A 21,433-nucleotide genomic window follows, 5' to 3' on the forward strand; every position below is an offset into this window, starting at 1 on the left:
TCGTGCGGCGGTGTGGGTGGACGGTCTACAATTCACCGCATCCGTACTATCAGGCAGGAGGCTTGCATGAGTCAGGAGCAGACAGCTGGCTATACAGCGATAACTGAATTGGCTGTTGCAGGCCGATTCTCCGAGGCTGCCTGCAAGCGTTCTATTGAGATCGCACGCCTGCAGCCAGATCTGGCGGAATGGCGGCGCTACGTTGATCGATTCCTGATGATTGTCGGCGCTGCCCTGATAGCCGCGGGTATCGCCGCATTTATCGGCTGGAACTGGCCGGATCTGGATCGATTTGCAAAATTCGCCATCCTGCAGAGCGCGATTGTCGGATCGGCTGTCTTAGCCTGGCGGTACGAATTCGACACGATCGCGGGCCAGAGTAGCTTGTTCTGTGTGGCGTTCCTGACGGGCTTGTTGCTCGCACTCTTCGGGCAGGTGTATCAGACCGGTGCTGACCCGTACGGTCTGTTCATGACCTGGGCGATTCTCATCTTGCCGCTGTGCGTTATCGGACGTCAGGCAGCGCTGTGGTTGCTATTCCACGTGCTGCTGATCCTGACCGTGATCATGTACTACACGCAGGTCTTGCATCCGCCGGAAGGCTGGTGGCAGCTTGCTCAGCTACTTGGGCCGTTGGTGTGGCTTGGTGCTACGGTCATGGACTCGACCCTCGCAAGTACCCTCTATCTGCTGAATGCCGTTGGGCTTATCACCTGGGAACTGGGTGCTCGACGAGGCGTGCCCTGGATGCAAAACAGAATCTATCCGCGGTTAATTGCCTTCGGCGCTTTCAGCACGGTATTGCCGTCAACTTTGGTCATGATACTGGTCGCGGGTTTGGGCGAACACGCAAACCTTCATTTCGTGTCGCCGCTACTGTTGTTTATTACAACCGCGGTCGGGCTTTGGTACTACCAGTACAAGCGACAGGATTTGTTGATTCTGACTCTGTGCCTGCTTGCCGCGATATTCGTGGCGACCTCGTTCGCGATTCGGGGATTGATGACGGGCAGCGGTAGTCTGCTGTTTCTCGCGCTCCTGATTATTGTGGAGGTTGCTGGTGCGGCTTGGTGGTTGAAGACCGTGGCGCAACGCTGGGCAGCACAGGTATGACAGCAAACAGATCTGTAGCGGACGTGGTCAGTCAGCTGGCGGCGGAAGGCTTGCTGGACGACGCAGGTAAAGCGCGCGCGGAAGCGTTTGCAGCGAGCAGGGCGTTCTCCCAGCCCTGGTACATAAGGACGATGGTGGGGGTCGGCGCGTGGCTCGCGAGCTTGCTACTGATCGGTTTCGTCGCCGGCTTCACAATAGCATTCGAAGGGGGGTACGCACTCGTAGGGATCGTGTTCATACTTGCGGCCGTATTCGTTCGCCGAAATAACGACAGCGACTTTTTAGTGCAAGCTTCACTGGCAGTGAGCCTGGCCGGACAGGCGTTGTTGTCATGGGGAATCGTCGATGCTTTCGGCGGCGATAAAGACGAGTTTCTTCCAATATTTTTCGTTGTTCTCAGCACGGTGATGTTCATCGTGTTTCCGGATCGGATTCACCGCATTCTCATGGTGTTGTTTGCCGTCGCCGCAACAACTGCGCTTCTGTACTTGTGGAAACTCAATGCGGTAGTACCAGTGGTCGGCCCGGCGCTCACAATGGCCGTTGTTTACCTGCACGGCGAACAGTCCCGTCTGCTGAGCAAGAATTTTGCTGACTGTGTCCGGCCGTTGATGAATGGGCTTGTGCTCAGTGCGTTCGGTGTATTGCTCTTGTCGACGGTCTACATACTTCCGGAGCTGGACACCATCGAGCCACAGATCTACCCGCGGCCGTGGCTATCGACCGTATTGTTTGGCGCGATTTTTCTTGGCGTTGGAGCAAAAATTGCTGTGGGCCTTGAAGGCTCGATCAGCCGGGCAAGCCGTCTTGCCATCGCATTACTCATGGTTGCCGTAATCGGTGCCAGTTGGTTTGCACCCGGTTTGGTGTTGGCGCTGACCGTAATTATGCTCGGCACTGCTGCTGGCCAGAAGACACTTGTCGGTGCCGGGATTGCATTTTTCGTGCTGTTTCTCGCGACCTACTTCTACGGCATTGAAGTCACGTTCAAGACGAAGTCGATGACTCTGATCGCCACTGGAACAATTATTTTGTTCGTTCGGTGGGTGATTCTAAGGTTGATTGAGGTAAACGATCAGGGAGAGCAAGAGGTTGCGTGAAAAAGCGAACCAACGGTTGAACAAATTTGGCCCTGTCGTTCTCGCGGCGACAGTCATCGTTATTCTTGGCGCCATCAACCTGCAAATCATGCATAAAGAGGCAATCATCGCAGACGGCGCCACTGTTCTGCTGCGTATTGCTCCGCGCGATCCGCGCTCGCTGCTGCAAGGCGACTACATGTCCCTGCGTTATGTGATGGCTGAGACGGTGGCCGGGAAAGCTCAGGACGCGGGCATTGCGGATGGGCTGATTGTTGTTGAACTGGCCGACAGCGGTGAGGCAGGGTTTGTGGCAATTTACGACGGTCAGCCGTTGATGGAGACACAGCGGTTGCTGAGGTTCAGGCTGCGTGGCGAATCTGTGCGGCTGGCAAGCGATGCCTTTTTCTTCGAAGAAGGGCAGTGGGAGGACTATCAGCCGGCGCGGTTCGGGGAGCTACGAGTCAGCGCCAACGGCGAAGCCGTTTTAGTTGGGTTGCGTAACGAGAATTTCGAGCGGCTGGGATCCGCAGGGTTACTGTCGCCGTCTGATTGAATCGCGACAAGTTGTCAAAAATCTGAATGGTGCCCAGGAGAGGACTTGAACCTCCACTACCTTACGATAACCAGCACCTGAAGCTGGCGCGTCTACCAATTCCGCCACCTGGGCATTTCACTATCCAATCAGGATTTTCAATCTTACTTTCAAACTGCATTAACGACAAAACCACTGTCAGTCGTATAGTCTGTGGTCGACTTGGCTCTGTAACCGCGTGATTCTTCTGTGGATTTCCATCACAAGTTACTGGAGCCACCAGCGCCAATAGCCAGCGCGTCTACCAATTCCGCCACCTCTGCAGGCAGGGCGCGTACAATTGCGTCCTTCGCGGGGGGCGCACTGTACTCAAACCTCCCGTATCCTGTCAATTGCCAATCAACTACAAGGAGCAGCGACGGTTGTCCAAAAAAGCCAAGACCAGTGAAGACGCCAAAGGGGGCAAGAAATACCAGCATCCTTTGCCCGATCGCAACGCGGTGCTGGAGTACCTCCGGGAAGTCGGGAAGCCTCGATCAGCCGATACGATTCTCAAAGACTTCAACCTGAAAGGGCAGCGTATGCGCGCGCTGTTGGTCGAGAAGCTGGATAAAATGGTGCGGGCAGGACAGATCATCGAAAATCGTCGCGGCGAGTATTGCCTCACTGAGAAACTGCAATTGGTCGCGGGTACGGTCATCGGCCATGCGGACGGCTTTGGTTTTATGCGGCGGGACGACGGGGCGGAAGACGTGTACCTGTCCGCGCGTGAAATGCAACGATTGTTTGATGGCGATCGGGCTGTCGTCAAAATTACCGGCAAGGACAGGCGCGGCCGCGAAGAAGGCCGGGTTGTCGAAGTGCTTGAACGCGGATTTCGGGAAACCGCAGGACAATTTGTGCGCGAACGGGGAATAGGAATTGTCATTCCGGATAACCCAAAAATAGCGCACCGCATACTGATTCCTGCAGGCGAAGATGGTTCGGCCAAGCATGGCCAGATCGTGGTTGCGGAAATTCTGGATTACCCAAGTGGCAACGAGCAGGCAACGGGACGAGTAGTCCGTGTCCTAGGCGCACCGAATCAAAAAGGAATCGCCACCGACCTGGCCATTCATGCCCACAGCATTCCGAATGTATGGCCTAAGAATGTAAGCAATCAGGCCGCCAAATTTGGCAGCACTGTACCGGCAACTGCCAAGAAAGGCCGAGAAGATTTGCGCGATGTGCCACTGGTCACTATTGACGGTACGGACGCGCGAGATTTTGATGATGCCGTGTTTTGCGAACCTTCCGGCAAGGGATGGCGTCTGCTGGTAGCAATCGCCGACGTCGCGCACTACGTTGATGTTCATTCGCCGCTGGATAAGGAAGCGATTCGGCGCGGTACCTCTGTGTATTTTGCGGACCGCGTTGTGCCGATGTTGCCGGAGGCACTTTCGAACGGGCTGTGCTCGCTGAACCCGAAAGTAGACAGACTCTGCATGGTTTGTGAAATGCGGATAGGCGAGGACGGCAAAGTATCGAAGTCCCGATTCTTTGAGGGATTGATGCGTTCGCATGCACGACTTACCTACACAGAGGTCAGTGGTTTCCTCACGGGCGAGACACCGAAGTCAGTTCCGGCGGCAGTACGCGAGCCGATACAAAATCTGCATGCTTTATACAAAGCGTTTGCGAACAATCGCAACCGACGAGGTGCGATAGAGCTTGATATTCCGCAGACCCGCATTGAACTCGGCAGCGACGGCACAGTGGAAAAAATTGTTACCGTGCCGCGCAATGATGCACATCGACTGATTGAAGAGTGCATGATCGCTGCCAATGTTCAGGCCGCGAAGTTTTTGCGCAAGCACAAGATCGCTGGTTTGTATCGGGTGCATGCGAAACCGGATCCGGAGCGTTTTGAAGATCTGCGTCAGTACCTGCTGAGTCTAGGGTTGCAAGTGCCGCATCCTGATCACGTTGAACCACGCCAGTTCAACAAGCTGCTATTGCAGGTGAAAGACCGGCCGGACAGCCAGGCCATCTCGATGGCGATGCTGCGGTCTCTGAAACACGCGGAATACACGCCGGAGAATATCGGTCACTTCGGGCTTGCACTCGATGCGTACGCACATTTCACATCACCGATTCGTCGCTACCCGGATCTATTGGTACACCGTGCAATTCGCCACATAGTACGCGGCGGAAAAGCAGGCAATCACGACTATGACCGTGCGGCGATGGACCATCTGGGACAGGTGTGTTCGGCGCACGAACGACGGGCAGAAGAGGCCACTCGTGAGGTGGATGCGTGGCTGAAGTGTGAATTCATGGAAGACAAAGTTGGTGAGACGTTTGCCGGCGTGATTACCGGAGTGACCAATTTCGGCGTCTTTGTGCAGCTTTCGGAATTTCAGATTGACGGTCTGGTGCACGTAACAAGTCTGAAGAATGACTACTACCAATTTGATGCAAGTCGACTTGAGCTGGTGGGCGACAGGGGCGGCAAACGATACCGCCTGGGCGATTCCATGACGGTACAAGTACAGCGAGTGGACATGGAGTCGAAGCGTATTGACTTCAGGCCTATGGACGATGACGCGGATCCGGAGGCCGGGCGGAAACGTGCCGGGCCGGGCAGCAAGAGACGAAGCAAACGATGAGTAAAGCGCGATACGTGACTGGCCTGCGTGCGGTCGAACAATTATTGGCCAGCAATTCGGCCACAGTACGAAGACTTTTTGCTGAGTACCGGACGGCGAACCCCCGAGTGGAGGCGCTCGTTGCGGCGGCCAATCGGCATGGTGTAGAGGTTCAGTCAGCGAACCGTTCGCGCTTGGAGCAAATGAGCGGTGAATCCCGGCATCAGGGCGTTGTTGCTGAGATCCAGCGCAGTACGACAATGGATGAGGGCACCTTGCGCGATTTTGTCGAGCAGCGGCTGACCTCTGACCAGGCGGAACCCATACTGCTGCTGGTTCTTGAAGGCTTGCAGGATCCGCATAATCTGGGTGCCTGTTTACGTACCGCGGATGCAGCTGGCGTGGATGCGGTCATCGTGTCGAAGCACGGCGCGGCAGGTCTCGGCCCCACGGTCAGTAAAGTGGCCGCTGGCGCCGCCGAATCGCTGCCGTTTGCTTCCGTGGCAAATATCGGCCGGACGCTGGGCTGGTTGTCGGACTACGGCATCAGTATCGTCGGCACCAGTGATGGCGGCAGCGAAAGCCTGTTCGTGACACCGATGGACGGCCCGTTAGCACTGGTGATGGGCCGCGAACACAGTGGCCTGAAGCAGAACGTGATGCAGCGCTGTGACCGCCTTGTGCATTTGCCGATGCTGGGCTCGGTATCCAGTCTGAACGTATCCGTCGCTACCGGCATCTGCCTCTACGAAGCCCTGCGCCAGCGCAAATCCGGCGCCCCGTCCGAATAGGCCGGCCCGGACGGCTCGAAAACGCCAGAAAATCGTGATTTTGCAGGGCTTTGCTTGCAGACCTGCAAAGCCTTAGGTAGGATGCGCGTCCCGCTTGACTGGCGGGCGGTGGATGGCTGCGCGTACGCGTTGAGCTACCGCCGAACCTCTTGCCTCACCGGATGACCGGGAGGCTACTATCCGTAAGGGGATACAATGAGACATTACGAAATCGTGTTTCTGGTCCATCCGGACCAGAGCGAACAGGTACCTGCCATGGTGGAACGTTACCAGGGCATGGTTACCGCCTCTGGCGGTACCGTACACCGCAATGAAGACTGGGGTCGGCGTCAGCTGGCACACCCGATCAACAAAGCACACAAAGCCCACTACGTACTGCTGAATGTCGAATGCGATCACGCGATCGTCGACGAAATCACTAGCGCGTTCCGCTTTAATGACGCCGTTCTGCGCCACTTGGTTATCAACCGTAAAGAAGCTATCACTGAAGCATCACCGATGGCCGTTGCTGTTGAAGAAGAGAAGGTCAAAGAGAAAGAGGCGCAACGACGCCGGGATGCCAAAGCTGCTGCTGAAGCCGCGATGGCCGCCGAAGAAACGGGCTCCGAAGACTCTGCAGCAGCCGACGAAAGTGGCTCAGCAGAAACTGCGACCGCTGAGAAAGCGGATGCGGCGCCGGAAAATAATGACAACGACGACGTTGTTGCTGCCGAGAAACCGGCTGCAGCAGCTGACAGCGCGTGACGGAGTAGCTAGAGATGAGTCGATATTCACGCAGACGCAAATATTGCCGTTTTACAGCCGAGGGTATTACCGAGATTGATTACAAGGATCTCACCCTGCTGAAAGCGTACGTCACCGAGACCGGCAAGATTGTACCGAGTCGGATTACCGGCACGAAGGCACATTACCAGCGGCAGTTGGCAAGCGCGGTGAAGCGGGCACGCTTCCTGGCGTTGTTGCCGTATACGGATCGACACTGACCAGTAGCAAGGCATAACGGCGTGCGTCCGATAGCGTTGTGGCTTCAAGCGAAGCCATGGAACGGAATTATCGGTCTGGCATTCGCGTTGGTTGTGCCGTTGTTGGCCTCGATTACCAGCGGCGCGGTTATCGTCATGCTGGTCCTCGCGCACGGTGCTCGCGTAGCACTGTTGCAAGGGGTAGCGGCCGTGGCAATTGCCACTGGTCTGGCGACGTTGCTGGGTGGTTCCGGTTGGCCGTTGTTGTCAAACGCGGTCATCGTGTGTGTACCCGGGTTGTTGCTGGCGATGTTGATCAAACGTACCCGATCAATATCGTTCACGATGCAGGTCTCGGTTATTGTTGCTGTCATAGCGATAATCGGAATTCATCTGCTAAGCGGGGACCCGGTTGCTCTGTGGGGCGGCGTCATCGACCATTCGATCGCCGTCTTGCGCGAAGTCGGTTGGAACGAGCAGGACGTTGCAACGCTCGCCAACAACCGAGAACTGATCGCGCAGCAGATGACAATGGTGTCCGTTTTCGTGCCATGGTCGATGCTGGCACTGGCGGTGGCACTGGGTTACGCGCTGTTTCAGCACTTGCCGGAGCAGCAAGGTCGGTTCGGCCGGTTTAGTGATTTGCAGCTGGGGAAGGTACTGGCTGCAAGTATGGCGCTTACCTCATTGGCTGCTGCCGCGGTCAGCGTGGCAAGCTTGCAGGATTTGGCATTCGTACTGTTTGCCGTTTTCTGGCTGCAGGGCCTTGCCGTGATGCACTGGTTGCACGCGGAAGGAGTTTTGCCGAATCTGGCAATCGTCGCACTCTATGCGCTGTTGCCTTTTTTGCATGTACTGCTGATCCTAGGGTTGGCAGTGTTGGGATACAGCGATGCTTGGTTCAACTATCGTCAACGTATTGCCGCAAGGCGTGCACGTCGATAGGACCGGGCGGACTTTTGAACACGTAAATACAGGGTTTGAACGATGAACGTAATCATGCTGGACAATGTTGAGAATCTGGGCAACATCGGCGACTTGGTCACCGTGAAACCGGGCTATGGTCGCAATTTCCTGCTGCCTAAGGGCAAGGCGGCGTTAGCCACCAAGCAAAATATGGCAGAGTTCGAATCGCGTCGGGCTGAGCTGGAAGCAGCTGCGGCGAAAGAACTTGCCGCGGCGCAGAAGCGAGCGGACCTGGTCAAAGGGATGGAGCTGGTAATTCACGCGAACGTCGGCTCGGAAGGCAAGCTGTTCGGTTCAGTCGGCCCGATCGATATCGAGCAGGCATTCGAGAAGCTCAATATTGAAGTTACTCGCGCTGAAATTCGCATGGCAGACGGCCCGATCCACGATGTTGGCGAACACACTGTCGGCCTGCATTTCCACACCAAGGTTAACGTCGATATCACAGTTCGGGTTGTTGGCGACGAGTAAGCTGTACCCGGGGGCGCCCCAGCTTAGCGGCGCTCTGTGATACCTTTGGTAGACGACTTACGCGGGTAATTCCGGCGCGATAGCTATCCGCTATCGCGCGGCGGCAGGAGGGTACAGGTCGATGGTGCGAGCGCTGGATGACGGCATGCCGGTTGATGAAATCGAGCAGCGGTTGCGGATGCCGCCACATTCCATTGAGGCTGAACAGTCCCTGATCGGCGGCCTGATGCTCGACAACCTTGCCTGGGACAAGATAGCTGATCTTGTCGTTGCCGAAGAGTTTTACCGTAAAGATCACCGCCTGATTTTTACGGCGATCGCCAGTCTGGTTGAGCACAGTCAACCCTGCGATGTCGTTACCGTTTCCGAATTTCTTGATAACCGTGGCGAGCTTGAATCGGCGGGTGGTCTGGAATATTTGGCGACTCTGACCAATGAAACGCCGGGCGCCGCCAACGTTCGTGCCTATGCCGGAATTCTGCGCGAACGTGCGACCTTGCGGGCACTGATCAATGCCGGCAATGAAATCAGCGGCAATGCTTACACGACAGATGGCCGAAGCGCTTCGACACTGGTCGATGAAGCGGAGCGCATGGTCTACCAGATCGCGGAGAAAGGCGCGCGAGGCAAGGCTGGATTCCAGGCACTGAAAGATATCCTGCCGGCGACCGTCGATCGAATTGATCTGTTACATCAGTCTGATGGCGATGTCACCGGAATTTCGACGGGCTACCACGAGTTCGACAAGATGACCGCCGGTTTGCAGAAAGGCGACCTTGTCATCATTGCCGGCCGACCTTCGATGGGTAAAACAACCTTCGCCGTTAATATTGCTGAGAACGCGGCAATCGGCGGCAAAGTACCCACGGCTATATTCTCTATGGAGATGCCGTCAGAGCAGCTGGCATTTCGTATGATCTCTTCGCTCGGCAGGGTAGATCAGTCGCACCTCAGGACCGGCAATTTTCCCGATGAAGACTGGTCGCGAATCAATACTGCTGTGCAATTGATGTCCGATGCACCGATTTATATTGATGACACTCCGGCACTGACACCAACTGAGATCCGTGCTCGTGCACGACGCCTGAAACGTGAACACGGCCTCGGCCTGATCGTGATTGACTATCTGCAGTTGATGCAAGTCGCCGGCGTTGCAGAGAACAGGGCGACAGAGATTTCTGAAATATCGCGCTCGCTAAAAGCGCTCGCCAAAGAGCTGGAGCTGCCGGTAATCGCTTTGTCACAGTTGAATCGCAGCGTGGAGCAACGCACCGACAAACGGCCGGTGATGTCTGATCTGCGCGAGTCGGGTGCCATCGAGCAAGACGCGGATTTGATCATCTTTATCTACCGTGAAGAGGTCTACAACCAGGACACACCGCGGAAAGGTATTGCAGATATTTGCATAGCGAAACAACGTAACGGTCCTATCGGTGATTTCCCGCTGACGTTCGTGGGTCGTTTCACCAAGTTCGAGAACTGGGTGCCGGAACACTACATGGACGAGGGTTACTCCTGATGCGGTACGCGTCGAGAGCAGCGGGCAGGGTTTATTCGTGACCCGAGGTGCCCGGGCGCACATATCGCCCAGTGCTCTGAGCCACAATCTTGAGCTTATTCGTCAATTGGTTCCAGGCGCGAAGGTTCTCGCAGCTGTCAAAGGAAACGCTTACGGCCACGGCTTACTTACCGCGGCCAAGGCACTGGCTGCTGCGGACGGGCTCGCGATCGCCCGCCTGTGCGAAGCAGAAGCGCTGCGTTCAGCCGGCATAGATCAGCGGCTGGTGCTGCTTGCGGGGCCTTCTGACCCAAACGAACTAGAGAGCGCGGCAACTTGTCGGTGTGAAATCGTGGTGCACAGCCACGCGCAGCTCGCGCTACTGGACGGTCCCGGAGCAGGGTCAGCCTTTACCGTCTGGCTGAAAATCGATACCGGTATGCACCGCCTTGGCTTCCAACCGGAAGATGTGGCGACTGTTCTGACGCGTTTGCGCGCCTCGCCGCAGGTCGCAGATATCCGTTTGATGACGCATTTTGCTTGTGCCGATGATCCATTGGATTCCCTGACAGCGCTGCAGCAAGAACGTTTTCAGCGTGCCAGCAAGGGGTTTGATGGCGATGTCAGCGCGGCGAATTCTCCCGCCCTGTTCAGTACTAAAGCCGACGTCGCAGACAGTCTGTATTGGGGTAACCGGGGTGCGACGTGGGTTCGGCCGGGACTCTCGTTATATGGCATCTCACCGTTCGCCAGTGGCTCAGGTGCAGATCTCGGCTTGCGACCAGCCATGACATTCGAGAGCCAGCTCATCGATGTAAGGCATTTGCCAGTCGGTCAAAGGGTGGGCTACGGGGGGCGCTGGTCCGCGTCTCGCGATACCGTTATCGGGGTTATCGCAGCCGGCTATGCCGATGGTTACACGCGTTTCCTGCCCTCGGGTACGCCAGTGTTCGTTAACGGACGCCGTGTGCCTTTGGCGGGCACGGTGTCGATGGATATGGCCGTGGTTGACCTGGGTCCAGAGGCTAACGACAAGGTCGGCGATCGCGTAACACTTTGGGGCGAGGAATTGCCGGTCGAGGAGGTGGCACGGGCCGCCGCAACAATACCTTACCAGCTGGTCACCGGTGTCATGCACCGTGAACCTCCGTTGGTCGGAAAGTAGTGTCTCGCTGAGGCGTGCCCTGGCGCTTAGGCGTTGAAGAAGCCCATTTTGACGCCGGCCAGCTGCAGTACGTCGTTATCCTGCAACTTACGGGCCTGCGGACCAATCGGTTGACCGTTAACCAGTGGGAAATCGCCTTCTTTGCCGCTTTCTACGTGGACGACGAAGTAACCTTCGGCGCGACGGGTAATGGCGGCAACCTGAATGCCCGGTCGACCCAAGGTCGTCAATGCCTTGGTCAGCTCAAGTTCGCGGCCTGCGAACGATCCGCTGAGAACCTGCAATTTGGCCATTGGCAACGCGCTGGGCGCCAAAGCCGGGTCGAGACCGGCCGATGTTTGGTCGTGTCGCGCCGGTTCGGGTCTGGGTTTGGGGATGTCGACTTTAACGTCGACCTTGTCACCCGATGCTTTTTCCTGCCGTTCGGCGGCCGCCGCTTCTGCGGCTTTCTCAGCTCGGGCGAGCTGTTCGGCGTTCTGCTGGCCGGCAGGAATCACCATGGTTTTCTCGAATTCGTCCTGTTCCGGCTCGTTCACCTGTTGATCGGCAAATCGCAGTTGATGATGACCAATCGTGATCACATCGCCGTGCTGCAACGCGTGTTTCTTGATCAGCTTGCCATTGACGTAAGTGCCATTGGTGCTGTTCAGATCTTCGAGAAACGAATCATTCAGGATGTTGATGATCAACGAGTGGTGCCCGCTAACAGCAGGGTTGTCGATACGCACATCATTGTCCGGGAGGCGGCCGATGGTGTACCGCTCCTTGGACATGTTGTATTCAGCGAGAACCTGACTGTCGAGACTGAGGATTAAACGTGCCATTTTTTATTGCCGTTCCTTAATTGACCGATACCTGATGGGAGCCACCGGAAACCCCTGCCTAACTACGAGCGAAACAGCTTGGAGATACGATCCATGAGTCCACGCTTTGCCGCAAACGAGTCGACGATTTCTGCGAGCATGACGGAAATATTGTCACGCCCACCGTGTTCGTTCGAAAGCTGTACCAACTGTTGACCTACCACATCAAGGCTAGCATTAAACGTGCTGATAGTTAAGTGAATATCTTCATCTTCGACCATGTCTGGCAGCCCGTCAGAGCACAGTAAATACACGTCGCCGGGCAGGACGTCGAATTCCTGGACCTCAACATCGACCGTTGGCTCGACACCGAGCGCCCGGGTCACGTAGTTGCGATTCGTGGATCGCTGGGCTTCTTCTTCTGAATAGAAGCCGCGATCCACCAGCTCTTGCAGCAAGGAATGGTCGAGAGTGAGTTGCTGAAATTTGTCGTTTCGAAGTCGATAAGCGCGCGAATCCCCGACGTGGGCGATCGATACCCGATTGTCGTAGAACATGGCGGCCACAAGGGTCGTTCCCATCCCCTCGCAATGCGTCTGGCTCTGGGCTGTCTGGTAAATAATCTTGTTGGCTCGCGCAACGGCGTCACGCAGGACGATGGTCTGGCGCATGAGTCCCGTGCTCGGGTCCAGAGCGTTGCGTTCTTCGCGTACGGCGCCCTCGGCCGTCAGCTCGGTAATGGTTTGAACCGCGATTCCACTGGCAACCTCGCCGGCATTGTAGCCGCCCATGCCATCGGCCAACACCATGAGGCCAATATCAGCGTTCGAGCCGATGGCATCTTCATTGTGCTCGCGCACCTTGCCGGTATCAGAAATCTCGGCCAATTTGATCTTGCCGCGAAGGGTCATAGTTGCCTTATTTTTCTACCGCGTCTCAGGTCGACGCGTACTTAGCACAGTTTCTCAAGGCCATGGCCAAATCGGCACCATTGGCGAAACGGTCCTCGGGACGTTTTGCCAAGGCCTTAAACAATACTGTATCAACACTGGGTGGTACCCCTGGCCGTCGGTTGGAGACCGGTGCGGGGTCCTCGCTCGTAATTTTTTTCATCAACAGTGCAATATTCGTAGCCTTGAAAGGCACTTCGCCAGTAAGCAGCTCGTATAGAGTAACACCAAGCGAAAATAAGTCCGAATGTCCCGTAAGCGTTTCTGCACCCAATTGTTCGGGGGACATATACATCGGTGTGCCCAGCACTATACCGGTCTTGGTCCGGTTGTTGTCGGTTAGTCTGGCGACCCCAAAATCGCTGATCTTGAGCATGTCTTCGCGGGCATTGTAGAGCAGATTGGCCGGTTTGATATCGCGGTGAATGACGCCGGCGTTGTGAGCGTAGTCCAGCGCATCGGCGGTCCGCGCGCACAATTCCAGCGCCTTGCGCGGAGCCAGCAGTTTCTTCGGGTCTTTGAAATAGGTCAGCGACGTGCCCTGCAGATACTCCATCGCGATATAGGCGAGGTGCTTGTCTTCGCCGCAGTCGAAGACCGTAATAATATTAGGGTGCGTCAGCCGGCCCGCAGATTCAGCTTCCCGGAAGAACCTGAGACGAGCCTCTTTAAGTTCATCGTCTTCGAATTCTTTCTCAATCGGGATGACCTTGAGAGCGACAGCTCGATTGATGCGGGGGTCTCGAGCGAGGTAGACCGCTCCCATGGCGCCGCGGCCGAGCTTCTTTTCGATGACGTAGCGACCGAGATGTCGCGGCGCGCCCGTGGTGACATTCAGCTTCTGCGTGGACGCCGGCGTGGCGCCCTGAGTCTCTTTCATCCATCCGAGTACGGCTTCAGCGCGTTCTGGTTGAGCCTGTTCTTCGAACGCAAGCGACAACTTGTACATGGCATTGGCGAGCGATTCCGTGGGTTGGCAGCGACGGAATTCGGCGAATGCCGGTTCCAGACGACCGGCCGACAGGAAATCACTGCCCCGCTGAAACGCGTCCCTTGCCGCATCGCGCACAGCGCCGGCAAGCCACGCACTGACCAGCGAAGCGCTCATTAGTACAACAATTGGTCGGCCCAGGTCGAAACGCGTATGAGCGACCGATAACAGCAATGCCTCCACTGCAATCAGTGCCAGAATCGCGATGCCGGTCGCCAGCACAATTTGCCGGCGGCTGTGTCCGGGTAGCAGGAGTATGGCGAGGACCGCGAGTACCGCCGGCGCCAATAACTCCATTACGCCGGACCAGCTGGGAGCGGTGATCGCGCGGCCACTTTCGATGCTGCCAAGCATTGTGGCGGTGATTTCCGAGAGCGTAACGTACTGGCGTGAAGGCAGTTGCGCTGCAGCGGATACGAGCGGTGGGTCGGCGTCGATAAAGACGGTTTTGCCGGCAAGGTGTTGCCCGGGTTCACGGGATGTCAGCAGTTCCTTTGCTGAGAGCCGGGCAGTTGGTTCGTAGTTTGCGACGTACATGACGGCGTCATTGCGAACCATGTTGGCAGCGGGCAGCTCGTCGAGGTTTGCCAGGGCGATTGCGAGCGGCAATGCCGGCGACATCAGGCCGTCATTGAGGTACCAGAGATTCGACCGGCGCAGGATGCCATCCGGATCTTGCTGATGGTCGAGGTAGCCGCTACGGCTGGCACTTGGCGCCAGTGCGTGGCGGCTGGGGAGGAACACCGGCGGTCCGCTCTTGAGCAGGGTTTGCCACGTTGCCAGTTCCGCTTCTGTCTTGATCTCTGGCGGATTGGCCATGACAATCCGGGACGCATCGTACTGACCAGCGAGTTTCAGCAAACTCTGATAGTCAGTCGCAATTTCGGCAGCGGATCGGCCTTGCGGGTCGATCGAGACGATGAGGCTGTTGGCCGGCGACGGCTGCTCGATATGTGTGGCGATCTGGTCGAAAACAAAGCGGTCTGCGGCGACGAACCAGGCAGACGCCGGCCCATAGATAACGATCAGCAATAGGCTGACGAATCCAAGGGCAATCAGGCGATCGCGGTGGTCTTTTTGTTCTTTGTCCAATTTAGGCTCTCGTTCTGTCTCCGCGAGTATAGAAAATAGCAAAGAAAATTAGTGAGATAGGGTTGGCATTTTTGAGGCTGTCTGTCGCTTTCTGCGGGTTTCTCGCCATTCCAAAAAGGCACTGTCACGGTGCATTTCGCAGGCCCAATCCGGGCTGAATTGCATTACCCTTGTCGTCCCCCGAAGCCGACCGGTTGAACAGGTAAATGGCAAAACCGAAAATCGCCTATGTATGCGCATCCTGTGGTGCGCAAAGTGTGAAATGGCAGGGCCAATGCCCAGACTGTGATGCGTGGAATACGCTGGAAACCATCAGTGTGCCGAGCGGCAGTCGCGAGCGCCCGCCGGGACAGGCCGCGCCGTCCTTCGTCGCTCAGGTGACGGATGACGAAGAACTGCGCTTTCCCACTGGTTTCGGAGAGTTCGATCGGGTGCTCGGTGGTGGGCTGGTGCCCGGTTCTGTTGTTCTTCTCGGCGGGGATCCAGGGGTCGGGAAATCCACACTGTTGCAGCAGGTAGCCGCGCGCCTTCCGGGTGACCTGGCGGTCTGTTACGCGAGCGGTGAAGAATCGTTGCGGCAGATTGCTGAACGCTCACGACGATTGGGGCTGGGCGAGTCTGGTTTGCGGCTGCTGGCCGATACCTCGCTGGACAACATACTCGAACAGATCGCGATTGCTGGCGCGCGCGTCGTTGTCATCGACTCCATTCAAACGATGGTCAATGAAGCCTTGAGCTCGGCACCCGGGTCGGTCGCACAACTGCGTGAATGCGTTGGACGTATCGTGCAGTTTGCCAAACAGCGTGATGTTGCCGTATTTCTGATCGGGCATGTCACCAAAGAAGGTGCAATTGCCGGGCCGCGAGTCGTCGAGCATATGGTGGATACCGTACTGTATTTTGAGAACGATCCCGCGAGTCGCTACACGATAGTTCGCGCAGTTAAGAACCGCTTTGGCGCAAGCAGTGAAATGGGTGTGTTTGCGATGACAGAGGGCGGTTTTCGGGAAGTGCGAAATCCATCGGCGATATTCTTGACGGGCGAGCTGCAGCAAAATCCCGGCAGTCTGGTGTCAGTCGCCTGGGAGGGCAGCAGGCCATTGCTGGTCGAGATTCAGGCATTGGTGGCCGACGGTGCGAGCAACTACCCCAAGCGTGTTGCCCAAGGGTTCGATCAGAGCCGGCTCGCGCTGCTGGTGGCGGTCATGCAGCGGCATGCCGGCATATCGCTGGCCAACGATGATATCTTCGTCAATGTCGTCGGTGGGCTCCGGATCAGCGAGACGGCGGCTGATTTGCCGGTTCTGTTGTCGATCGTTTCGAGCTTGCGTGACCGGGCCGTTAGTGAACGCATGGTTGCGTTCGGCGAAGTGGGGTTGGCGGGTGAGGTTCGCCCGGTAAGATTCGGCACTGAGCGACTGGCGGAAGCTGCGAAGCAGGGATATACAAAAGCTATCGTCTCCAAAGCCAACTTGCCAAAGCGCGCGCCTGCCGGCATGGATATTATCGCCATCAGTCGAATTACCGATGCGCTGGAACACGCCTTCGATTGAGGGGCTAGGGTGTGCTTGCGGGGGGATGATCACTGCTGCGACGGGCGTGAATGCGGGCCGTTTGTACCCGGTTGTCGTCGGTCTTCACGATCTCGATCGGGTAACCCTTAATCTTCAGTCCCGTGCCATTTTCTGGAATGGTTTCAAGGTATTCCAGAATCAAGCCATTCAGTGTCTTTGGGCCGTCCGTTGGCAGGTTCCAGTCCATTACCCGATTCATTTCCCGGATGTTGGCTGCGCCACTGACCAGGAAACTCGTGGCCGTCTCGCGCACGATGTGTTCATCCGTGCTTGACGCCGGGTCCGTCGTGAACTCTCCAACGATTTCTTCAAGAATGTCTTCCAGCGTCACGATGCCCTGAATATCGCCGTACTCGTCGACAACCAGAGCGAAACGCTGTTTGCTCTTCTGAAACTGCACGAGCTGCGTGCTCAATGGCGTTCCTTCGGGGACAAAATAGGGCTCAACAACGGCCGCTTCTATGTCTTCCTTTGAGAACGACGGTTTGTTCAGCAAACCGGCTAACCGGCGCAGGTGCAACAAGCCAATCACGTTGTCGATATCGTCGCGGTATACCGGCATACGCGTGTGTTCGCTGTTGCTCAAGGCGGCAGCGATCTCCTCGAGATCGTCGTCGAGATCGATCCCAACAATCTCATTGTGCGGCACCATGACGTCGTCAACCGAAACCTTCTCAAGGTCGAGAATATTGATCAACATGTTGCGGTACTTGCGCGATATCAACGAGCCCGCTTCAAACACGACGGTGCGCAATTCCTCGCTGGTCAATGAATTCATTTTGCTGTCGGAGTCGCGTACGCCGAGCAACCAAAGCAACGCGTTCGAGGCAACGTTTACCAGCCATACAAACGGGTAAGTAATAATCAGCAGCGGGTAGTAGATGAACGACGCAGGGTATGCGATGCGTTCAGGGTGCAGAGCCGCCAGCGTCTTGGGGGCTGCTTCTGAAAATATCAGCACGACGATCGTCAGCAATACTGTGCCGATCGCGACAGCAGGTTCGCCGCCGATTCGCAGGGCAATGAGCGTCACCAGCGCAACCGCGGTGAAGTTGACCAGGTTGTTGCCGAGCAAAATCAGCCCGATCAGGCGATCGGGACGGGCTAGCAATCGCTCGGCCAGTATGGCGCCACGGTGCCCGCCGCGCGCTTTGTGGCGCATGCGGTAGCGATTGAGGCTCATCAGGGCAGTTTCCGAGCCGGAGAAAAACGCGGAAAGTAGCAACAGCACTATCAGCAGCCCGATCAGGCCACCTAGCGGAACGTCATTGCTCAACGAATGAGCACCTCAGTAGTCAGGGCAAGCAGGAAGTTCATCAGGCTGGTTCCCAGCTGTCAAGAAACGCGGCCCGACAGTTGGCGGTCGTTTAGCCCCAGTGTCGGCCGAGCACGAACTCAAGTACGTAGCGGCTGCCAAAGTAGGCGAGGCACAAGACGGTAAAGCCCCACAGGTACAACGTCACAGCCCGGCGACCTCGCCATCCGGCCAGCGAACGACCCGCCAGCAGGACGCCGAACAAAACGAGTGCCACGATGGACAGTACTGTCTTGTGTACGAGGTGTTGTGCAAACAGGTTGTCGACAAACAGGAAGCCGGAGAGTACGCCGAGCAACAGGCTTGCAAAACCCGCGGCGCAAATGCCGAACAGCAGTCGCTCAGTTGTTTCGAGCGGCGCGAACAACTGGTTTATGCCTGCGAGCCGCCCGGAATGCAGGCGCCGTTCCTGTATCAGCCCGAACACTGCGACGATCGCACCGACGGCGAGCAGGCCATAAGCGAACAACGAGATCAGAATGTGCGCCTGCAATTGCCAACCGCTGGCGATTTCAGTGCTTGCGCCGCTCGCCCCGGTAAGCGCCGACAACAGGCCCGCCAACAGCAGCAGCCCCCCGCAAAGTCCGCGCAAACGTACTTCCAGCGAACCGAGCAAACTGATCATTGCCAATTGCACTCCGACTATGGATGCGCTGTTGGCCAGAGTCAGCTGCAGACCTCCGTCGACGACGGTCATGCTGTAGAGCAAGCGGGCGTGCGAAATCAGAGCTAGGAAAGCCAGCAGGAAAGCGCTCACTGCCATTAACTGGGCGCGGGAAGCAAAGCGTGGCAGGCGCGACAGTGCAAGGCCGATTCCGGCTATGATGTACAACAATGGAATTGTGATTTGAAACACAGAATCCCGACAGGCGATACCCTAGTTTGCGTCGAAGAATCATCCCACATGGTGCAGTTCATTAGAACCCTGGATTCAAAATGCGCCGAGCAGCAAGTAATCAAGGGCTGAAGTAAAACACCAGCCGCGTTGCAGCGCGGCTTGTGTAATGATGAACGAACATGCAAATACGAATTCTAGGATGCAATGGCGGAATAGGTGGCGGCGCGCGGACCTCGGCGATGCTTGTCGATTCCGACGTGCTCATCGACGCGGGAACCGGGCTCGGTGACCTGGCTCTGGATGAGGTTCGTCTTATCCGGCATGTATTCCTGACGCACGCACACCTCGATCACATTGCCGGCCTGCCAATGCTGGTGGACGCCATTTTCTCGGATAGTCTGGAACAACCGTTGACTGTCTATGGCCGACGCGAAACCATCGCCGCATTGCAAACCCATATCTTCAACTGGGTCATCTGGCCAGACTTCGCCGAGCTACCCACTGCTGAAAAGCCCGTCTTGCGATACCACGAATGCAATCCGGGCGACACTATCACTGTTGGACACCGCGACTTTCGCGCGATCAGTGTCGAGCATACGGTGCCGTCCATAGGTTTTACGGTAGAAAATGCGGGCGGTGTTTTCGCGGTGAGTGGCGATACCAAGACGAACCAGACCTTGTGGCCGGTTCTCAATGCCAGCGCCAATCTAAAGGCGTTGGTGATCGAAGTGTCGTTCCCTGATGAACGCGCTGAACTGGCCGACATGGCGGGACACTATTGCCCACGTACTCTAACCCGCGACCTCGAGAAGCTAAACCACGACCCGGACATTTGGCTGACCGGGATGAAGCCCGGTGATGAAGAGGTCATTTTCCGCGAGGTCCGTGAACAGATGCCAGACAGGCGCATTCGCATGCTGTCGAGCGGTGTCTCGATAACTGTCTAGGCCGCCGGCATATCGAGTATCGAACCTCGTCTGGCGGTCGGCCTGTCGGCATAGTTCAGTGACCGTGTTTCGCGTTACACTTGCCACTGCCCCGCTAAGCGGGATATTTCGTGTCGCACTGATACGCGGCTGAACCCACAGCAGGATCGGGCCTCTTACCCATGTTTGACAATCTTTCCGGTCGCCTCGCCGAGGCGGCGCGCAGCCTTACCGGCAAAGGCCGGCTAACCGACGCCAATATCAAAGATACTTTGCGGCAGGTGCGACTGGCCTTGCTGGAAGCCGATGTTGCGTTACCGGTCGTCAAGACGTTCATTGAACGGATACGCGAACAAGCGGTCGGCGAGGTCGTCGGTCGCAGCCTGACGCCGGGCCAGGAACTGGTCAAAATCATCCACGCGGAACTGGTTACGCTCCTCGGCAGTGAAACCGCTCCGCTGGATTTGCGCGCACAGCCTCCGGTTGTACTGTTTCTGGCCGGCTTGCAGGGCGCGGGTAAGACGACGACAGCCGCGAAGTTGGCGCGCCGCCTGATCGAAAAAGACAAGAAGCGCGTCGCTATGGTCAGTGTCGACGTGCACCGTCCAGCAGCTATATTGCAACTGCAAACGCTCGCTTCCGAAGTTGGCGCAAGTTTTATTGAAAGTCAGAGTTCCGAAGAACCACGCGCCATCGTCGATCGTGCTCTGGACGAGAGCCGCCGTACCCACGTCGACGTATTGCTGGTCGATACCGCAGGTCGTCTGCACGTTGACGACGACATGATGAACGAAGTTGTTGCGGTGCATGAACGGGCCAAGCCACACGAAACATTCTTCGTGATTGATAGCATGGCTGGCCAGGATGCGGTCAATTCGGCCCGCGTTTTCAATGAGCGCCTGCCGCTGACCGGCGTGATTCTGACCAAGACAGACGGTGATGCTAAAGGCGGTGTCGCACTGTCGGTCAGCGAGGTAACGGGCAAGCCGATCCGGTTCATCGGTGTTGGTGAAAAAACCGACGCCCTGGAGGTTTTTCATCCAGATCGCATGGCTTCGAGAATTCTGGGCATGGGCGACGTGTTGTCGCTGGTCGAAGAAATCGAGGGCAAGGTCGATCGCGAGCAGGCGAGCAAGCTGGCGGGCAAGCTCAAGAAGGGCAAAGGCTTCGATCTGGCGGATTTGCGGGACCAACTGCAACAAATGATGAAAATGGGCGGCATGGCGGCGTTGCTGGACAAGCTGCCGATACCGGGTTCCGTCAATACGGCCGCGCTGAAAGGTGGCGCGGACGAAAAACAGCTGAAACGGCAGGTCGCCATTATTAATTCCATGACGCCCGGCGAGCGGCGCTTTCCGAAGACCATCAATGGGTCTCGCAAGCGGCGCATTGCCAACGGCTGTGGTTTGCAGGTGCAGGACGTCAATCGACTCCTCAAGCAGCATCAGCAGATGGAGAAAATGATGAAAAAGATGTCGCGCGGCGGCATGCAGAAGATGATGCGCGGCATGGGCGGCGGCGGGCTGCCTCCCGGCATGGGACCGCCTCGGTAGTAAGTGTTTGATGTTAAACGTATAAATTCTGAAAGTGGCGTGTTTCATCCAAGCCGAACGGGTGCCCGGCGCTGCTGCCGCGTAAGCGTCAGAATTGCTTCACATTCCCGCTGAAATGCGTACAATGCGCGCTTTACTCGGGCCGGGCCCGAGCGTAGGCATGTCTGCCTGTCTTGAACTTTTA

18 protein-coding genes, 1 tRNA gene and 1 pseudogene are annotated in these 21,433 nt (G+C 56.8%); 14 read left to right on the top strand and 6 right to left on the bottom strand.

The genetic code is table 11. The features are described 5' to 3' along the window. The first annotated feature begins 66 nt into the window (after window positions 1–66). The 3 genes from AC0L8N_RS16285 to AC0L8N_RS16295 are packed head-to-tail and all read left to right on the top strand — an operon-like array spanning window position 67 to window position 2,748. Entirely contained in the window at window positions 67–1,113 is a 1,047-nt protein-coding gene (locus tag AC0L8N_RS16285; protein WP_473669077.1) for a DUF2157 domain-containing protein, read from the top strand. After that, window positions 1,110–2,213, top strand: coding sequence for a DUF4401 domain-containing protein (locus AC0L8N_RS16290; protein WP_473669079.1), 1,104 nt, complete (start codon window positions 1,110–1,112; stop codon window positions 2,211–2,213). Before AC0L8N_RS16285 ends, AC0L8N_RS16290 begins: the two co-directional genes overlap by 4 nt. 16 nt (window positions 2,214–2,229) lie before the next feature. Next, a complete protein-coding gene (locus AC0L8N_RS16295) occupies window positions 2,230–2,748 on the top strand; it encodes a GDYXXLXY domain-containing protein (protein ID WP_473669081.1) in 519 nt (172 codons plus the stop codon). Window positions 2,749–2,775: 27 nt separating this feature from the next. On the opposite strand, the gene AC0L8N_RS16300 is transcribed toward AC0L8N_RS16295, so the two are convergent. Next, window positions 2,776–2,862, bottom strand: a tRNA-Leu gene (locus AC0L8N_RS16300). Window positions 2,863–3,149: 287 nt separating this feature from the next. On the opposite strand from AC0L8N_RS16300, the gene rnr reads away from it, so the two are divergent. From rnr to alr, 8 genes and pseudogenes are all read left to right on the top strand, one after another. Next, window positions 3,150–5,375 (top strand): ribonuclease R, encoded by a 2,226-nt coding sequence (gene rnr / locus AC0L8N_RS16305; RefSeq protein ID WP_473669083.1) that lies wholly within the window; start codon window positions 3,150–3,152, stop codon window positions 5,373–5,375. Beyond that, window positions 5,372–6,145: a 23S rRNA (guanosine(2251)-2'-O)-methyltransferase RlmB gene (rlmB, locus tag AC0L8N_RS16310; RefSeq protein ID WP_473669085.1), complete on the top strand. Its 774-nt coding sequence runs from the start codon at window positions 5,372–5,374 to the stop codon at window positions 6,143–6,145. The genes rnr and rlmB overlap by 4 nt, the downstream gene beginning before the upstream one ends. Window positions 6,146–6,340: 195 nt before the next feature. Then, a pseudogene (rpsF, locus tag AC0L8N_RS16315) lies at window positions 6,341–6,721 on the top strand (30S ribosomal protein S6); the annotation flags it as partial. Window positions 6,722–6,903: 182 nt separating this feature from the next. Next, complete coding sequence (rpsR, locus tag AC0L8N_RS16320; RefSeq protein ID WP_068616129.1) at window positions 6,904–7,128, top strand: 30S ribosomal protein S18; 225 nt, start codon at window positions 6,904–6,906, stop codon at window positions 7,126–7,128. A 21-nt stretch (window positions 7,129–7,149) separates the two neighbouring features. Next, entirely contained in the window at window positions 7,150–8,052 is a 903-nt protein-coding gene (locus AC0L8N_RS16325; protein WP_473669087.1) for a DUF2232 domain-containing protein, read from the top strand. Between the two features lie 42 nt (window positions 8,053–8,094). Further along, a complete protein-coding gene (rplI, locus tag AC0L8N_RS16330; protein WP_473669089.1) occupies window positions 8,095–8,544 on the top strand; it encodes a 50S ribosomal protein L9 in 450 nt (149 codons plus the stop codon). A gap of 121 nt (window positions 8,545–8,665) precedes the next feature. After that, window positions 8,666–10,063: a replicative DNA helicase gene (gene dnaB, locus AC0L8N_RS16335; RefSeq protein WP_473669091.1), complete on the top strand. Its 1,398-nt coding sequence runs from the start codon at window positions 8,666–8,668 to the stop codon at window positions 10,061–10,063. Between the two features lie 37 nt (window positions 10,064–10,100). Continuing rightward, window positions 10,101–11,207 (top strand): alanine racemase, encoded by a 1,107-nt coding sequence (alr, locus tag AC0L8N_RS16340; protein ID WP_473669093.1) that lies wholly within the window; start codon window positions 10,101–10,103, stop codon window positions 11,205–11,207. A 26-nt stretch (window positions 11,208–11,233) separates the two neighbouring features. On the opposite strand, the gene AC0L8N_RS16345 is transcribed toward alr, so the two are convergent. From AC0L8N_RS16345 to AC0L8N_RS16355, 3 genes are all read right to left on the bottom strand, one after another. Further along, window positions 11,234–12,031 (bottom strand): FHA domain-containing protein, encoded by a 798-nt coding sequence (locus AC0L8N_RS16345; RefSeq protein WP_473669095.1) that lies wholly within the window; start codon window positions 12,029–12,031, stop codon window positions 11,234–11,236. 62 nt (window positions 12,032–12,093) lie between these two features. Further along, window positions 12,094–12,921 (bottom strand): Stp1/IreP family PP2C-type Ser/Thr phosphatase, encoded by an 828-nt coding sequence (locus AC0L8N_RS16350; protein WP_473669097.1) that lies wholly within the window; start codon window positions 12,919–12,921, stop codon window positions 12,094–12,096. A 25-nt stretch (window positions 12,922–12,946) separates the two neighbouring features. Beyond that, on the bottom strand, window positions 12,947–15,043 hold the full coding sequence (locus tag AC0L8N_RS16355; protein ID WP_473669099.1) for a protein kinase domain-containing protein: 2,097 nt from the start codon (window positions 15,041–15,043) through the stop codon (window positions 12,947–12,949). 206 nt (window positions 15,044–15,249) lie between these two features. Here AC0L8N_RS16355 and radA point away from each other — a divergent pair, with 206 nt between their 5' ends. After that, the gene (radA, locus tag AC0L8N_RS16360) at window positions 15,250–16,596 is read left to right on the top strand and encodes a DNA repair protein RadA (RefSeq protein WP_473669101.1); all 1,347 of its coding nucleotides are present in this window, start codon (window positions 15,250–15,252) and stop codon (window positions 16,594–16,596) included. A 4-nt stretch (window positions 16,597–16,600) separates the two neighbouring features. On the opposite strand, the gene AC0L8N_RS16365 is transcribed toward radA, so the two are convergent. Together AC0L8N_RS16365 and AC0L8N_RS16370 are read right to left on the bottom strand one after the other, a co-directional pair. Further along, window positions 16,601–17,893, bottom strand: coding sequence for an HlyC/CorC family transporter (locus AC0L8N_RS16365; RefSeq protein WP_473669103.1), 1,293 nt, complete (start codon window positions 17,891–17,893; stop codon window positions 16,601–16,603). A 91-nt stretch (window positions 17,894–17,984) separates the two neighbouring features. After that, a complete protein-coding gene (locus AC0L8N_RS16370) occupies window positions 17,985–18,788 on the bottom strand; it encodes a cytochrome C assembly family protein (RefSeq protein WP_473669105.1) in 804 nt (267 codons plus the stop codon). Window positions 18,789–18,949: 161 nt separating this feature from the next. On the opposite strand from AC0L8N_RS16370, the gene AC0L8N_RS16375 reads away from it, so the two are divergent. Both AC0L8N_RS16375 and ffh read left to right on the top strand, forming a co-directional pair. Then, on the top strand, window positions 18,950–19,717 hold the full coding sequence (locus tag AC0L8N_RS16375; RefSeq protein WP_473669107.1) for an MBL fold metallo-hydrolase: 768 nt from the start codon (window positions 18,950–18,952) through the stop codon (window positions 19,715–19,717). 161 nt (window positions 19,718–19,878) lie between these two features. Then, window positions 19,879–21,249 (top strand): signal recognition particle protein, encoded by a 1,371-nt coding sequence (gene ffh / locus AC0L8N_RS16380; RefSeq protein ID WP_473669109.1) that lies wholly within the window; start codon window positions 19,879–19,881, stop codon window positions 21,247–21,249. Window positions 21,250–21,433 lie beyond the last annotated feature (184 nt).

The organism is Woeseia sp. D3-10 (genome assembly GCF_055809415.1).

Coding starts and splice junctions, on each gene's coding strand:
- AC0L8N_RS16285 (WP_473669077.1), top strand. CDS start 67: ATGAGTCAGGAGCAGACAGCTGGCTATACAGCGATAACTGAATTGGCT.
- AC0L8N_RS16290 (WP_473669079.1), top strand. CDS start 1,110: ATGACAGCAAACAGATCTGTAGCGGACGTGGTCAGTCAGCTGGCGGCG.
- rlmB (WP_473669085.1), top strand. CDS start 5,372: ATGAGTAAAGCGCGATACGTGACTGGCCTGCGTGCGGTCGAACAATTA.
- rpsR (WP_068616129.1), top strand. CDS start 6,904: ATGAGTCGATATTCACGCAGACGCAAATATTGCCGTTTTACAGCCGAG.
- rplI (WP_473669089.1), top strand. CDS start 8,095: ATGAACGTAATCATGCTGGACAATGTTGAGAATCTGGGCAACATCGGC.
- dnaB (WP_473669091.1), top strand. CDS start 8,666: ATGGTGCGAGCGCTGGATGACGGCATGCCGGTTGATGAAATCGAGCAG.
- AC0L8N_RS16345 (WP_473669095.1), bottom strand. CDS start 12,031: ATGGCACGTTTAATCCTCAGTCTCGACAGTCAGGTTCTCGCTGAATAC.
- AC0L8N_RS16350 (WP_473669097.1), bottom strand. CDS start 12,921: ATGACCCTTCGCGGCAAGATCAAATTGGCCGAGATTTCTGATACCGGC.
- radA (WP_473669101.1), top strand. CDS start 15,250: ATGGCAAAACCGAAAATCGCCTATGTATGCGCATCCTGTGGTGCGCAA.
- AC0L8N_RS16375 (WP_473669107.1), top strand. CDS start 18,950: ATGCAAATACGAATTCTAGGATGCAATGGCGGAATAGGTGGCGGCGCG.
- ffh (WP_473669109.1), top strand. CDS start 19,879: ATGTTTGACAATCTTTCCGGTCGCCTCGCCGAGGCGGCGCGCAGCCTT.